10 protein-coding genes are annotated in these 15,119 nt (G+C 67.0%); 1 reads left to right on the top strand and 9 read right to left on the bottom strand.

The genetic code is table 11. The annotated features are described in order from the left end of the window. The first annotated feature begins 33 nt into the window (after positions 1 to 33). On the top strand, positions 34 to 870 hold the full coding sequence (locus GSQ89_RS00260; protein WP_371734201.1) for an SDR family NAD(P)-dependent oxidoreductase: 837 nt from the start codon (positions 34 to 36) through the stop codon (positions 868 to 870). On the opposite strand, the gene GSQ89_RS00265 is transcribed toward GSQ89_RS00260, so the two are convergent. The 9 genes from GSQ89_RS00265 to GSQ89_RS00305 form a co-directional block, all read right to left on the bottom strand. Further along, the gene (locus tag GSQ89_RS00265; RefSeq protein ID WP_158920798.1) at positions 826 to 1,599 is read right to left on the bottom strand and encodes a carboxylesterase; all 774 of its coding nucleotides are present in this window, start codon (positions 1,597 to 1,599) and stop codon (positions 826 to 828) included. The two genes, GSQ89_RS00260 and GSQ89_RS00265, sit on opposite strands and share 45 nt — an antisense overlap. A gap of 434 nt (positions 1,600 to 2,033) precedes the next feature. Then, positions 2,034 to 3,137 (bottom strand): chorismate synthase, encoded by a 1,104-nt coding sequence (aroC, locus tag GSQ89_RS00270; RefSeq protein ID WP_158920801.1) that lies wholly within the window; start codon positions 3,135 to 3,137, stop codon positions 2,034 to 2,036. A gap of 12 nt (positions 3,138 to 3,149) precedes the next feature. Beyond that, on the bottom strand, positions 3,150 to 3,989 hold the full coding sequence (gene fabI, locus GSQ89_RS00275) for an enoyl-ACP reductase FabI (protein WP_158920805.1): 840 nt from the start codon (positions 3,987 to 3,989) through the stop codon (positions 3,150 to 3,152). 387 nt (positions 3,990 to 4,376) lie between these two features. Continuing rightward, positions 4,377 to 5,726, bottom strand: coding sequence for a glycosyltransferase family 4 protein (locus tag GSQ89_RS00280; RefSeq protein ID WP_158920808.1), 1,350 nt, complete (start codon positions 5,724 to 5,726; stop codon positions 4,377 to 4,379). 130 nt (positions 5,727 to 5,856) lie between these two features. Then, positions 5,857 to 6,900, bottom strand: coding sequence for a hypothetical protein (locus tag GSQ89_RS00285; protein ID WP_158920811.1), 1,044 nt, complete (start codon positions 6,898 to 6,900; stop codon positions 5,857 to 5,859). Between the two features lie 154 nt (positions 6,901 to 7,054). After that, complete coding sequence (locus tag GSQ89_RS00290; RefSeq protein WP_158920814.1) at positions 7,055 to 10,036, bottom strand: glycosyltransferase; 2,982 nt, start codon at positions 10,034 to 10,036, stop codon at positions 7,055 to 7,057. 3 nt (positions 10,037 to 10,039) lie between these two features. Next, on the bottom strand, positions 10,040 to 11,833 hold the full coding sequence (locus GSQ89_RS00295) for a tetratricopeptide repeat protein (protein ID WP_158920817.1): 1,794 nt from the start codon (positions 11,831 to 11,833) through the stop codon (positions 10,040 to 10,042). Positions 11,834 to 11,865: 32 nt separating this feature from the next. Further along, positions 11,866 to 13,275 carry an HlyD family type I secretion periplasmic adaptor subunit gene (locus GSQ89_RS00300; protein ID WP_158920820.1) on the bottom strand — a complete coding sequence of 470 codons (1,410 nt, stop codon included), beginning with the start codon at positions 13,273 to 13,275 and terminating at the stop codon, positions 11,866 to 11,868. Further along, on the bottom strand, positions 13,238 to 15,119 hold a 1,882-nt coding region (locus GSQ89_RS00305), incomplete at its 5' end, for a peptidase domain-containing ABC transporter (protein WP_158920823.1). The genes GSQ89_RS00305 and GSQ89_RS00300, both read right to left, overlap by 38 nt.

Genomic DNA, 15,119 nt, shown 5'->3' on the forward strand with positions numbered 1-15,119 from the left:
GGTGAGTTTGGGGGGTCTCGGGGTTTGGATAGGGTGTTGATTTTTGGGTTGGGGTATTGCGGGGCGGCGGTCGCGGCGGCGGCCGTTGCGGCGGGGTTTTCGGTTGTCGGAACGACGCGTGGCGGGGTGGAGGGAAGCGTCCGGTTCGATGCAGCGGAGGCGGCGATCGGGGCGGCGACACATGTGTTGACGACGGCGGCACCGGATAAGGCGGGCGATCCGGTGCTGGCGCGTTACGGTGCGGCTCTCGCGGGTGCGCCTTTGTTGCAGTGGGTCGGGTATCTGTCCAGCACGGTGGTTTATGGCAACCGGGACGGCAACTGGGTGGATGAGGATACGCCGGTGGCGCCGTCGCAGGACCGGGGGCGGCGGCGGGTGGCGGCGGAGGTGGCGTGGGCTGGGTTCGGCGATCGATGTTCGGTGGATATTTTCCGGTTGGCGGGGATTTATGGGCCTGGGCGGTCGGCATTCGACGATCTGTTGGCGGGGCGGGGGCGGCGGATGGATAAGCCGGGGCACCGGTTTGGGCGGATCCATCGCGACGATATTGCTCGGGCTGTCGTCGCGGCGATGCGGCAGGATCGGCCGGCGGGATGCCGGGTGTTGAATTTGGCCGATGACGAGCCCTCGGAAAGTGCGGTTGTCGTCAGCGAGGCGGCTCGGCTGCTGGGCGTGGCGCCTCCGCCGCTGGTCGCGTTCGCGGATGCGCTGCCGGGGATGAGCCCGATGGCACGCAGCTTCTGGGCGGAGAACCGTCTGGTCGCGAGCGCGAAGACCAAGGCGGCGCTGGGGATCGCATGGCGGTATCCGACCTATCGGGAGGGGCTACGCGCCATCCTGGACGAGCAGCGCGGCGATCGTCTGGGTTAGCAGGCGGAGGTCCGTGGGGCGGGACAGGCGGTGGTCGCCGTCCTTGACCAGGATGACCCTGGCGTCTGGTGTCTCCACCTGTTCGGCGATGCGGAGTGCGAGTTCCCATGGCACGTCCGGGTCGGCCTGGCCGTGCAGCAGGCGGACCGGACAGTGGATTGGGATGCGGCCGGTCAGCACGTGATGATGGGCGCCGTCCTCGATCAGGCGGCGGGTGATCGGCGTGGGATCGCCGTATTGGCTTGGGACGTAGAGCACGCCGTCGCGTTGCAGCGTGGTGCGTTCGGCCGGCGTCATGGACTCCCACATCAGGCGCTGGGTGAAGTCCGGAGCGGCGGCGATGCCGACCAGGGCGGCGATGCGGCCGGGCCTGGCGATGGCGGTCAGCAGGGCGATCCAGCCGCCCATGGAAGAGCCGACGAGGATCAGCCTGCCGGTGGTCAGGGTGTCGATCGCGGCCAGGGCGTCGGCGGCCCAGGCGCCGATGGTGCCGTCCAGGAAGTCTCCGGTGCTGGCGCCGTGGCCGGAATAGTCGAAGCGCAACAGGCCGATGCCGCGTTCGGCGCAGAAGGATGCGAGGGCGGTGGCCTTGTCGCCGGTCATGTCGGAGCGGAAGCCGGGCAGGAACACGATGGTGGGGCTGGTGCCGGCCTGGCTGATCCAGGCCAGGTCCGTGCCGTTGCCGCGATCGAGGCGGCCGGTGGTCTCGGTTCCAGTGGTCTTGGTCATTGGGCCATGTTCCTCGAGGCGGTCGTGGGTCGGTTCGGGTGTCAGCGGGGCCGCGGGCCGGCGTGGGTGGCGGGTCCTCTCGACGGCTGGTTCGTGTCTACTCCGCCATCTCCGAACGATGTAGGCCAGCAGATTAGTCAACCGAAGGCATGGATAGCGGGCCTTCGCCCACTATGACATTGAGAGGCCGATGCCGGTGGCAGTCTTTCGGCGGGCTGGTCTTATACGTGCCGCCGTTGACGTTGACCCATCGGCCTCGTCTTGGGCCAGGGACGTCCGGGTCATGCGGTTCAGCACCTTGCTGGGGCGGATGGCCCGGACTTCGCCGGGTCATGACGGGTCAGCGCCATGACGGGTCAGCGCCATGGCGAGTTAACGCCGTGACGGATCAACTGGCGCCTGGCCATTCGGAGCCAAGTGGTGGGATCGGACCACTAATTCCGTGGCAACCGCGTCGTCATGGGTGCGTCGGGGTTCTGGGCGCGGTGGCGCAGCAGGTGGTCGGCCAGTACGCAGGCCATCATGGCCTCGCCCACCGGGACCGCTCGGATTCCGACGCAAGGGTCGTGGCGGCCCTTGGTGACGATCTCGATGTCGTGGCCGGCGCGATCGACGGCGTGACGCGGCGACAGGATCGAACTGGTCGGCTTCACCGCGAAACGGGCGACGATCGGCTGGCCGGTGGAGATGCCGCCCAGGATGCCGCCGGCGTGGTTGGAGTCGAAGGCCACGAGGCCGTCGATCATGCGCATTTCGTCGGCGTTCGCCTCACCGGACAGGGCGGCGGCGGCGAAACCTTCACCGATCTCTACACCCTTCACGGCGTTGATCGACATCAGCGCACCGGCGATTTCGGCATCCAGCTTGCCGTAGATCGGTGCCCCGAGACCGGGGGGCACGCCGTCGGCGACGACCTCGATCACCGCGCCGGCGGATGATCCGGCCTTGCGGACCGCCGACAGATAGGTGTCCCAGGTTTGCGCCATCACCGGGTCGGGGCAGAAGAACGGATTTTCATCGACTTGTGCCCAGTCCCAGCGGTCGCGGTCGATCCGGTGCGGGCCGATTTGCACGAGGGCACCGCGGATCCGTACCGCGCTACCCAGCACGACGCGGGCGACGGCGCCGGCGGCGACCCGCATGGCGGTTTCGCGGGCGGATGACCGGCCGCCGCCGCGATAGTCGCGAATGCCGTATTTCAGGTCGTAGGTGATGTCCGCATGGCCCGGGCGGAACTGCGTGGCGATGGCGGCGTAGTCGCGGGAACGCTGGTCCTGATTCTCAATCATCAGGCTGATCGGGGTGCCGGTGGTCGCGCCCTCAAACGTACCTGACAAGATACGGACCTGATCGGGTTCCTGGCGTTGGGTGGTGAATTTGGACTGCCCGGGACGGCGTTTGTCCAGCCAGGGCTGGATGTCGGCTTCGGTCAACGACAGGCGCGGCGGGCAGCCGTCTACGACGCCGCCGATCGCCGGACCATGGCTCTCGCCCCATGTCGTGACGCGGAACAGATGACCGAAACTGTTATGGGACATCGCGGTTTGCCGTCATTCGACGATGGCGATGTCCGGCGCGTCCGGATGCTTCATGCCGACAAGGTGGTAGCCGCAATCGACGTGATGCACCTCACCCGTCACGCCGGATGACAGGTCGGACAGCAGGTAGACGCCGGCGCCGCCGACTTCCTCGATCGTTACGTTTCGTTGCATCGGGGAATTGAGCTGGTTCCACCGCAGGATGTAGCGAAAATCGCCGATGCCGGAGGCGGCCAGGGTCTTGATCGGCCCGGCACTGATGCCGTTGCAGCGTATGCCGGCGGAGCCCAGATCGGCCGCCAGATAGCGCACGGAGGCCTCCAGCGCCGCTTTCGCCACGCCCATCACGTTGTAGTGCGGCACCCAGCGTTCGGCGCCGAGGTAGGACAGGGTCAACAGGCTGCCGCCGGGCTTCATCATCGGCACGGCGCGCTGGCAGACCGCGGTGAAGGAGTAGCAGGAAATGTCCATCGCCTGGAGGAAGGCGGCTCGGGGCGTGTCGAGGTAACGGCCGCGCAGATACTGCTTGTCGGCGAAACCAATGGCGTGAACCAGGAAATCCAGGCCGTCCCAACGCTGGGCCAACGCGGCGAACGCCGAATCGATACTGGCTTCGTCGGAGACGTCGCACGGAAAGACGAGGTCCGAACCGACTTGTTGCGCCAGCGGGCGAACCCGCCGTTCCAGCGCGTCGCCCTGGAAGGTGAAGGCCAGTTCGGCGCCTTGTGCGGCGCAGGCGGAGGCGATGCCCCAGGCCAGCGAACGGTCGTTGGCGACGCCCATGATCAGGCCGCGCTTGCCGCGCATCAGGTTGCCTAGGGCGGGAAGTTGTGCCGGGGCACTATCGGCCATGATGATCCTCTTGTTTGCGAGGCGCGATGACATGCTTCGCCGAGCGGTGGTGGCACAAGGCGGTAGGATCGGGCAAGAGGCGGTTATCGGGAGGCACTTATACCGACGGACCTAAGTGCTGACCGATGAACAATGGGTCAATGGCCGTTGGTATGCGAAGCCGCCGCCGTCAGCCCCGAACAAGCGGCGTGCGGGCGTAATATCAATGGCCGTTGACGTCGACATATCAGCCTCGTCATAGCCCGGCGAAGTCTTGGACCATCCGATTCATGCCGTGGCAGATGGCCCGGACTGGCGCCGGGCCATGACGAATCACGGGCGCGCCCCACGGCGGTTGGTTCGGCCGGCGCGAGCCGGACGCGGCTTTTCCGGCAGGTTCGCCCGGTTTCAGGCGCCGGCGGCGACCATGCGCCGTGGGGCCGGTTCGGCGGCGGACTCCGACCGGACCCGGCGCGCAGGCTGTCTCGGCCGCGGGGTTGCCCGAGCTGGCGCCGGTTCGATGGCGGGCGCGGGGTTCTCACCGGTCAGGCGCTCGATCAGGCCGCAGTACGACGCCAGGTAGTCCGCCATTGCCAGGCGCCGCTCCGCGTAGGCGCGGGCGTTGGTGCGCAGCGTACGGGTCAGATTCTTGTCCTCCAGCAGGCCCAGGATCGTGCTCGCCAGCGCTTGGGGGTCCAGGGTCGGTGCCAGCAGCCCGTTTTCGCCGTGGCTGATGAATTCCCGCACCGTCTCGGTATCGCCGCCGATCACCGGGCAGCCGATGGCCAGAGCCTCCCGCAGCGACCAGGAGGCGACGAAGGGATAGGTCAGGTAGACATGCGCGTCCGAACGCCGCAATGCCGACAGGTAGGTGGTGTAGGGGACGCGCCCCGGGAACACCACGCGATCCATGTCGATGTCCTTGCCCACCTCGGCCAACAAGGCTTCCCGCCAGGTGCCGCCGCCTTTCGGCGACGCGCCGTAGCTGATGCCGTCGCCGCCGACCATGACGACCTTGATATCCTTGCGCGCCCGCATCAGCGCCGGCAGTGTCCGCATCATGGTGTGGAAGCCGCGGTAAGGCTCCAGGTCGCGCGACACGTAGGTGACCAGCTTGTCCGTGGGACGGATCGTCATGTCGCCGATCTTGAGGGACTTCTTGCGCGCGTTCGGATCGGGACTGCACAGCTTCAGGTCGACCCCTTCCCAGACCAGGTCGATCTTCGGCCGTGCCCAGTCGGGATAGGTGGATAATTGCCATTGCGTCGGCGTCTGCCCGGCGCAGCCGAGATTGAGTGCGACATGATTGATCGCGTTCTTCGCCCGGATGCGCGGATAATCGAGCGGGTCGGCAGGGAACTCCGGATCGAACCCGACATCCGCCTTGTCGTACTGATAGTAGAACTCGAAATAGCCCAGCATCGGCGTTTTGGGCCAGATGTCGGGCAGGTTCAGCATTTCGCCCCAGCCGTGATGGCCGATGATGATGTCGGGGTTGTACCCCAGGTGTTTCAGGCCGTAGGCGGTCTTGAACACGGCCTCGGCGCGCCTGACGCCGTTATCCAGTTCCCGCGCCGCGATGTGGGTTTCCGGCGTGTCCACCTTGGGCCTTGTGTAAGGCACTTTGCGGACACCGCGGATTTCGTTGGGGTTCGGTTCGGTGATGAACACCACCTCATGCCGGTTGGCGGCGACCAGGTGACGGGCGATGTGCAGGAATTGCCCGGGGTAGTTCTGGTGGAGAAACAGGAACTTCAATCTGGTTACCCCGTCTGGTCGAGCCGCCAACCGAAGCGTCCCGCTTTTCCGCCCCGGCTCGAACGGGTCTGGGCGCGAGCCCGGGCGGCAAAACGAGGTGCTTCCGTCGCGGTATGCCCGACGTTTTATTCTAGGCTTTCGTGCGTGGCTTCGCGGCCGGCCTGGCGGTGTTGCCATCGGCGGGCTTTGCTGCCGCGGGCTTCTTGCCGTCGGGGGCTTTCGTTCCTGTGGCTGTCGTGCCGGCGCTGGTCTTGCCGGTGCCGGCGGGTTTGCCGCCTCGCGGTTGGATGACGACCTGGAAGGACTCCAGCGCGGCGAGGCTTTCCGATTCACAGGTTTCGCCGCCGTTGACCGGCCCGGACGCGCTGCCGTCGACGAAGGTCGCGGAATACGCGCATTCGAGGGTCTTGGCGGCCGCGCCCTTCAGCCTGATCTTCAGGCCAAGCAGTGGCAGCGCCATGCCGCGGCTGCCGCAGAACTTGCCGGATTCCACCCAGGGCGACAGCCAGTTGCGCCCAAGCACGGCCTGATATTCCAGGTCCTCGGCGGCGAGGCCGTCGAGCGGTGCCATGCCGAAACCTTCCACCCATTGGCCGCTGCCCTTGCTGCCGAGCCAGTCGCCGAGGGCGCAGCCGACGTCGCCACTGCGCTGGATGTGCGCCATGACGGCGGGATTGGCGGTCGGTTGCGCGGCGCCGGGCGCGGCCGGTTGCGCGGCGCCGGGTGCGGCCCGAACGGCGGCGGCGGGTTCCGGGGCGGATGCCGCGTTCGGCTCCCCGCTCAACCGCAGGACCTGAAGCCGGGGTGCGGCGTCCATGCCTTTATGCTGGTAGATCGTCACCAGGATTTGCGCCGAACCATCGGTCACCCGAACCAGCGCGGCGGTGCCGTTCAGCCAGCCGTCTTCGCGAAATGTGCTGACGCTGACGGCTTCCGGGCGCCCGGCGAGGCCCGGCGCGGGCGTGATCCGCACACCCGGCAAGCCGGTGGCGGGATCGGAGGGAGCGCTGCCGGGGGTCTGGAACACGCAGAACAGGCCAGTTTCAAGCGTCATCAGATGGGCCGACACTTGCAGTTCGGCGACCCTGTTCGACGCTTCTGGCGGTGGATTGGCCGGTGGAGCGGACGGGTCCGCCTTGACAATCGGTTTTTCCGCGCTTGCGGCTTCGGACATGCGGCTCTCTCGCTGTTTGGGTGTTCGTGCCATTGCTGAACTTATATGACTAGGTCAGAAGGATCGGCGCAAGCAACGTGGCGCCGCCCACGCGTAACGCGCGGTTGCAAACATCTCGATCCATCTCTCGCGGTCATGCCTGTGGTGTCGACCATCAATGCTCCGTCGCCATAGCGGCAACAAGTGTATTATTAATAGCACTCGCGGACAGGCCCAATGGAAGCAGAATCCCACGTCCTGTCCGCCTGATCCGCTCCGCCGGGGCGCCAATGTCGAACGCCGCCGCCTTCAGGCCGGCACGCCAGATATCGCCGAGGCTGAGGCACCATGTCTCCGGGCAAATGGATGCGACGAAGCCGATCCGGGCATTTTGTCCGGCGATCAGGCTGACGGCTTCCTCCGGTTCGAAACGACCTGTGACAAAAACCCGGCCGGTCGCCAGCATGCGGGCATCGTCGATGGTGTGGCCGACAATAATGAATTCCAGATCGAGGTCGCGCCGAACCGCGTCCCGGGCGCAGGCCAGCAGGACGTCGTAGCCCTTGTGGACACCGATCGCGCCGACCACGCACACGCCTGCCCTGCCGCCGGCCTTTCGGCGGGGTGCGATCGGGGCGACAATCGCGGCATCGTCTTCGTGCGGAACGGTCGTGGTGGCCAGCCCGTCGAAATGCCGCCGCATCCTGATGCCGGTGTCGTCGGACGGGACCGTGACCCGCCGCGCGGACGCGAGCAGCGCGGCGGATCGCTGGCGCAACGCCGCGACGGTGATATCCTGCCTCAGGAAGTGGCCGTTGTCGGTGACGCAGGCCTCGCAGTCGGGCAAGTCGGGTTCTCCGCAATAGCGGTCATGCGCACCCACCAGCGACACGCGCGGGCAGAACCATGCGTAGTCGTGGACGTGCACGTCGTATGGAACACCCAATTGCGTTACCAGATCGTAAACGGCCGGCGGATAATCGGCGAAATGATGCACCTCGGTCATTTCGGGCCTTGCCGCGCGCAACAGGCGCAGCAGGGCCGGCAGTTCCCGCGGCATCGCGTAGACCAGGTTGGGCAGGTCGTTCGTCACGCCGTCCTGTACCGCGATGGCCATCTCGCCGCCGACGGTTTCCGCCGGTCGCAGGACGATGGGGCGGCGGCCGGTCCGGTCATGCCGCGCGGCCGAACGGATCAGTTGCTGCTCGACGCCGCCACCGTCGTCGTGGGTGATCAGGATGGCCGACCGGGGGCGCGTCCGGGCACGTTCCCGCCATCGCAACAGATCGATCCGCCGGCGCGGGTCCGCCATCGGATCGTGTAACAAATAATTCTCGATCAACGCCGCGTAGCCGGGGTGAAGCTGTTCCATCAGGCGACCGTTGCGGTCTCGCAAATGGATCGCGCTGGCACCGAACGATGTGCCGGCGAGGTGGCCGACGAACAATCCGGTCAGCGCAACGTTGCGCCAGCCCAGCCGGCGGGCGCGCAGGCAGAAATCGGTTTCCTCGCCGTAGCCCTGGGCGAACATGTCGGTCCGGAACAGGCCGGCGGCGTTCAGGCAGTCGCGCCGGAGGTAGAGGCAGAAGCCGACGCCCACCGGAATGTCGAGCAGCGTGCCGCCGTTGGCCCGTTGCGCGAGGCGATCGAGACGGTTTGTTGCCGCCTGATCGGGGCGTGGATTGGCGGTTGCCGGATTGGGGTAGCTGAGGATGCTGGCGTTGTTTGACAACGGGGTGACGCTGCCGATGTCGCGTGCGGCGTAGGCGGCCTGGCACAGCCGATCGAGCCAGCCGGGCGGTACCAGGGTGTCGCTGTTCAAGAGCACCACGTCGCGCCCGGCGGATGCCTGGATACCGGCGTTGGCGGCAGCCGGAAAGCCGAGTGGACGGGGGTGGCGCAGCAGGGTGATTTTCCGCGTGCGGGCCAGATCGTCGAGTGCTGCGACCAGGGCCGGATCGGCGGACCCGTCGTCCACGACAAGGACCCGGGTTCGGGCGGGACGCGAGGCCAGCACACTGTCCAGGCAGGCGAGAACGACGGCGCCACCGTCATGCACCGGAATGACGACCGTTGCGGCACGATTTCGGCCGTCGGCGCCAACGGGGCGAACGGGAACCGGTCCATCGGCTCGCAGTGACGGGCTGGTGGCCGAGGGGGGCGGTTTTGGCGCCGTGGGACCAGCCGGATAGGCATGGCCCAGCCGCAATGCCGCGGCGACGTGCGCTGCCTCATCGGCGAGCGGATGCAGAGGACTGCCCGGCAGGTCCTTGCCGTCCGGGCCGCGAATATGGAGGGGCCCAGGTATGTCGGGAAGTTCCGACCGTTTCAGTTGGAACGAGCGGGGGCGCGCCATGGGGCCGGTGTCGGGGACTGCGATCGATTCGTTATTTGCAACGAACCGTGCGATCACCCGGCCGGCGGAATCGGCCAGGGTCAGCGCCGGTGCGGTTTCCGGATCGCCGGGATGCCATGCCCAGCCGCGAATGCCGCCGTCCGCGACCTCGACGCAGCCCGCCAGACGGCGGATCGCCGCGACCTGGATCGGACTGCCGAGCAGCGGGACATCGCCGATCCGCACGTCGATCGTCCGGGCACGTTGCCAATGCGCGGGCAAGGTGGTGCCGCGTACGGGCTTGCCGTCCAGCAACACACATGTTTTGCCGGATTTCCGGTCGGCCGCGGGGTGGATTTCCAGGCCGCCGTCCGGCCGCAGGGCGCACCATCCGGGACCGCCGGGCCGTTGGGCGATGGCTTCGGCCAAGCCAGCGATATCCGGGACGAAGGCGTGACGCGACAGGACGACCGCGAGCGGTGCTTCGGCGTCGTCCGGGCCGGCCAGACGCAGGCGCGCGGCGGCGAGGCACAACCATGCCTGCCTGACATCGTGGCTATCCACCACAGCCTGGCACAGGGATGCCGTCCGGGCGGGATCGTGTGCCAGACAGGCACTCGCGAGCGCCAGCGTCACGTTGGGGTCGGTTGGGACCAGCCTGTGCGCGCGTTCCAGCCAGCGTAGGGCGGCCGCCGGGTCGTCGCCGGCGAGCGGGCCGAGGCCCCGTGCCATCGCCGCCCGGGCGAGCGCGGCGACCGACGCTTCAGTCCCGCCGCCGCCCTGCCCGTCCGTTCGCCCGCCTTGGCGTCCCCCCTGCCCCATCACTCATTCGCCGGCGGCGTGGATGGGTGTTTCCTCGGACGCGGTGTTCTGATCGGGCGCCGGCGGCAGCGCGGCCAGATCGGCCTTGGCCTCCTGCAAGCCTTGGGCGACGGCGCGTTCGGTCCAGCGCCGGGCTTCCTCGATGTCCTGCTCGCCGGCCAGGTTGCGCGCCAAATAGCGGCCGAGCATCATTTGCGCATAGGGATGGCCGCGTTCGGCGGCGGCGCGGAACCAGCGCTGCGCGGCGACCCGGTCCCAGGGTATGTCGTGGCCGCCGCCGAACATGGCGCCGACCGCGAACATCGCCCCGACATGGCCCTGGCCGGCGGCTTTCTCAAACAGCGCCAGCGCGGCCGGATGATCTTTTGTGCCCCCGCGGCCGCTCAACATCATGTCCGCCAGCATGACCTGGGCTTCGATCATGCCGACCTCGGCGGCCTTGGCGATCCAGATGCGGCCTTCCTCGGGGTCCGCGTCCACGCCGCGGCCTTCGACCAGCATGCGGCCATACCAGTACTGCGCGTTGATCACGCCGTCCGCCGCCCGGCGCAGCCATTCGGCGGCCTTGCGGTCGTCGCGCTCGATGCCGACGCCTTCTGCCAGGCAGACACCGAAATTGAACGCGGCGATCAGGTCGCCGGAGGCAGCCGCTTGCTCAAACCACTCACGGGTGCGGATCGAATCCTGCTCATCGCCGTGGCCGCGCAACAGCAGGTTCCCGAGGTCGACATGCGAACTGGCGTCGCCGGCCACGGCGGCGATGCGGAACAGCCTGGCGGCTTCGTCCTGGTCGCGGGCGACGCCGGCACCGGTCAGATACAGCATGCCCAGCGCCCGCGCGGCGCCGCGGTGATTGCCGTCGGCGGCGCGGCGGAACCACATCGCCGCCTCGGCATAGTTCGGCGGCAGGTTGCCACCCTTGGCGTAGATGTCGCCCACCAGCGCCGCGGCTTCGCGGTCACCGGCCAGGGCGGCTCGGCGCAGCCACGATTCGCCCTCCACCGGATTGGGGGCGACGCCGTTGCCGGTCATCAGGGCGTAGCCCCACCGCGCCTGCGCGCCGTGGTGGCCCTTTTCGGCCGCCTGCTTGTAACAGGCAGCGGCGGCGGCCCGATCCTGCGGGAGGTTCAATCCGCGTTCCTGAACCATGCCGTACAGGTACAGCGCGGTCGCCAGCCCTTTTTCGGCGGCCTGGCGGAGATGCTTGAGCAGCTCAACCTGGGTTTCGGGTTTATCGGTGTTGCGCGCCAGAACGAGCGCGTAGCCAAGTTGGCCCTGCGGGGAACCGCCCTCGGCGGCTTTTTGATACCAGCGATCACCTTCGTCGATGTTGCGAAGGCTTTCCGGACCTGAAGACAGGATGTAGCCGAGAACCGCCTGGCCCTCGGACGATCCCGCCTCGGCCGCGCGCCTGGCCCATTTGGCCGCATTGGGATAATCGGGTTGCGCCAGATTCTGGCCGCCGAACAGGCCGGCGCCCGCGTTCACGCCGGCATCGGCGAACCCGGGTCCCATGCCATGCAGGCACAGCGCAGCGAGCAGGGCCTGTGCCTCCACGTATCCCTTCGTCGACGCGCGCTCTACCCAGCGCACCCCGTCCCCGCGGCTTGGCGGGACGCCGGCGCCTTCCAGGTAGCAACGCCCGACCCGGAACTCGGCCTCGGGGATGCCGGAGCGGGCGGCGCGGGACAGCAGGAGGAACCCCTGCCTCGCGTTGCCCTGGTCGAGCTGCCGGAGCCCCCGCCGCAGGGCGGCGGAGGGGGAGAGGCCAGCCATCAGTGAATCGAAGAGAGCCATCTATGGTTGCGTCCGTTCGAGGGTCGCGAGGCCTAAGGTTCCCGCATGCCCTCGGTTGCCAAGGGTATGGTCTTGCCCATCATGTAGCGAAGCACGGTCTGCTTCCCAACCCGGATATCGGCGTGGACCGGCATGCCGGGCAGCAGATGGAAGCCGGGTGGCGTGCCATGCAACTGGATCTGGTCCAAGGTGACCCGAGCCCGGTAAAAAACACCACCGGCCTGTGGCGACAACGGGACCGCGCCGGTCGGGTTGCGTTGCTCATCCTGGGGGGAGAAGCTGTCCGGGCTGATGGTGCGGACGACACCATGGGCCAGGCCGTACTGGCTGTAGGGGAAGGTGTCGAACTTGATATCGACCGCGTCGCCGACATGCACGTAGCCGTCGTCGGAGCCGGCGATATTGGCCTCAATTTCAAGCGGGGCATCGGTCGGCACCAGCGTGATCAACTGCTGGCCCGCGGTCAGTACCGATCCGACCGACACCTTGCCCACGGACATCACGGTTCCGTCCCGTTCCGCCCGAAGCACAACCAGTTGCCGCCGCAACTGGGCCTTATTGAGCGACTGCCGGGCATCGGACAGCTTGCCGCTCACGTCGTTCAACTTGTCGGCGGTATCGGAGTGCCAGCCCTGAATATAGCCGTTCCGCTCTGCGATCATCGCGGCGAGGTCGCGTTGGGCGCCCAGCGCCTGCTGCCTGGCGGTGGCCAGATTGCCAGCCATTTCGGCCCTGCTGTCCTTGGCCGACAAGGTGTTGAGCTTGGACCCGACATTGAGCTGCTCCAACTGGAGGCGCATCGCTTCCAGGGATTTCGCGTAGCCGAGCCGGTCGGTGTAGGTGCCGATGTCGGAGTTGGCTTTGGCGAGCGCCGCCGACAGGCTGTCGATTTTCTGCTGGTAGTTTTCCAGCTTGAAGTTGTACTCGGCTTGACGCTCGCTGTAGACTGCGGCCTGGAACGTCATGTCCGAATCGTTACCCTCATAGCGGAACGGCTTATCGTTCATCTCGGCTTGCCTGCGGGTGACCTCGGCCTGCAACGAGGACACCTGGGCGACGAGGGTGCCGAGATCGGCCTGGGCGAATGTCGGATCGAGGCGGGCCAGGACCTCGCCGGCGTGAACGATGTCGCCGGGATGCACCTCGATCGACCGCAGGATGGAGGCTTCCAACGGCTGAACGACGATGGTGGGCGAGCGCGCGACGACGAGGCCGCCGGCGGTCACCACCCGGTCGACGCTGATCAGGCCGGTGATGAGCATCATCACGGCGAGCATGCTGCTGAACGTCAGGGCGAAACCACGCGCTATGCGCGGCATCGGCAGATTGACGATAGCGGAAGACGGCGACTGGTACTCCAGGATGATTGGCAGAGTGGGGTCCAGCCGGTCGCTCGGCGCCGCGCTAATTGCCTTGGAGGAGGGTCGGGGCAGGAGCTGCATGGCCGGATCCTTGGTGTTGCTGCATGTGGCGGTTCTGCTGGTTCCAGAGTGTGCGATAGATCGCACACCGTTCCAGCAGCACGGTGTGCGGTGCGACGTCCATGACCTTGCCGCGTTCCAGCACCATGATCTGGTCGCAATTGACCAGGGACGACAGGCGGTGGGAGACGATGACCATGGTGCGGCCGCGGGCGATGCGCAGCAGGTTGGCGTTCACCAAGGCTTCCGATTCAGGGTCGAGCGCGCTGGTGGCTTCGTCCAGGATCAGGATGCGGGGGTCGGTGATCAGCGCGCGGGCGATGGCGAGGCGCTGACGCTGGCCGCCTGACAGGTTGGGCGAGCCTTCCTCGATCCAGGTCTCGTAACCGTTGGGCATGCGCTCGATGAATTCCTCGGCGCCGGCGAGACGGGCGGCTCGGATCGCATCTTCCAGGGTCAGGCCGGGGCGGCCGGCCAGGATGTTGTCGCGGATCGAACCGCGGAACAGGAAGTTTTCCTGCAGCACGACGCCGAAGCTGGAGCGCAGATGGCGCAGGTTGATTTCCCGCAGGTCGGCGTTGTCGATCTTGATGAAGCCGGAATACTCACGGTTGATGCCTTGCAGCAGGCGGGTGACGGTCGATTTCCCGGACCCGGAACGGCCGACCAGGCCCAGCATCGTGCCGGCTGGGACGGAGAAGTTGAGCCGGTCGAGGGCCGGCAGCTTGGTCCCCGCATAGGTGAAGGTCACGTCGTCGAAGGTGACGGCGCCGGCGAATTTGGGCCGCAGGCCGCCGGATGCCGCGTCCACTTCCAACGGGCGGTTGAGGACGTCGCCCGCCTGGGCCATGGAGCCGGCAACCTCTTCCCACTCCTCGATCAGGCGGGCCAGGCCCACTAGCGGCTGGCTGACGCGTTGCGACAGCATCATGAAGGCGAACATGCCGCCGACCTGGTATCCGCTGTCGTCCGACAGCGCGAGATAGGCGCCGATCAGGATCACGCCCATCCACATGAAGCGCTCGAGCGGGGTGACCAGGGTTTGCGGCCAGTTCGACAGCTTGCCCATCTGGTAGCGCCACTTGCCGACTTCGGCGACTTTTTCGTCCCAGAGTGCCTTGCGCTGCGGTTCGAGGGCGAGCGACTTGACGGTCTTGATGCCGAAGATGGTCTCGCCCAGGGCCGCGTTTTTCAGGGTTTCCGCCGTGATGACCTTGGCGAAGATCAGCCGGATCGGCCGCAGGTAGGCCAGGATGATCAGCATGATCGCGGTGCCGCAGACCAGCACGATCCAGGCCAGGGTGGCGTTCAGCCAGAACAGGAACGGCAGCAGGACCAGCAGGGTGATCATATCCAGGATCGTGGTCATCAGCTTGCCGGTGATGAACTGGCGGACCTGGTTGACCTGGCTGACGCGATACATCGTTTCGCCGGCTGGATGCCGCTCAAAATAGTCGAGCGGCAGGCGGATCATGCGATTGAAGACCTGCAGGTTCAGTGTCGCGTCCACCCTGACGCCGATCACGAGGATGATCAGCCGGCGAGCATAGCCAAGCAGTGTTTCATAAAATACCGCCGTTGCCAGGATCATGGAGATGAGGGCCAGCGTCGAATAGCTGTGGTGGGTCAGCACGCGGTCCACCACCTGCATGACCAGAAGCGGCGGAAAAATGGTCAGGAAGCTGATCGCGACAGACGCGATCAGCAGATCGCGCAAATGCTTTCCCTGCTTCAGGACGACGCCGAACAGCCAGCGCAGGGTGAAGGGCGGATCGGCTTCCGCCTGCGAGCGTTCGGCGCGCAGCAGCACGGCTTCGCCGTCCCAGACCTCGTTCAGGCGGAGTTCGTCCACCGGCACCGGCGGG

Source organism: Acidisphaera sp. S103, from assembly GCF_009765975.1.
Classification (GTDB): Bacteria; Pseudomonadota; Alphaproteobacteria; order Acetobacterales; family Acetobacteraceae; genus Rhodopila.

Coding starts and splice junctions, on each gene's coding strand:
- aroC (WP_158920801.1), bottom strand. CDS start 3,137: ATGTCCCATAACAGTTTCGGTCATCTGTTCCGCGTCACGACATGGGGC.
- GSQ89_RS00300 (WP_158920820.1), bottom strand. CDS start 13,275: ATGCAGCTCCTGCCCCGACCCTCCTCCAAGGCAATTAGCGCGGCGCCG.
- GSQ89_RS00285 (WP_158920811.1), bottom strand. CDS start 6,900: ATGTCCGAAGCCGCAAGCGCGGAAAAACCGATTGTCAAGGCGGACCCG.
- GSQ89_RS00265 (WP_158920798.1), bottom strand. CDS start 1,599: ATGACCAAGACCACTGGAACCGAGACCACCGGCCGCCTCGATCGCGGC.
- fabI (WP_158920805.1), bottom strand. CDS start 3,989: ATGGCCGATAGTGCCCCGGCACAACTTCCCGCCCTAGGCAACCTGATG.
- GSQ89_RS00295 (WP_158920817.1), bottom strand. CDS start 11,833: ATGGCTCTCTTCGATTCACTGATGGCTGGCCTCTCCCCCTCCGCCGCC.
- GSQ89_RS00290 (WP_158920814.1), bottom strand. CDS start 10,036: ATGGGGCAGGGGGGACGCCAAGGCGGGCGAACGGACGGGCAGGGCGGC.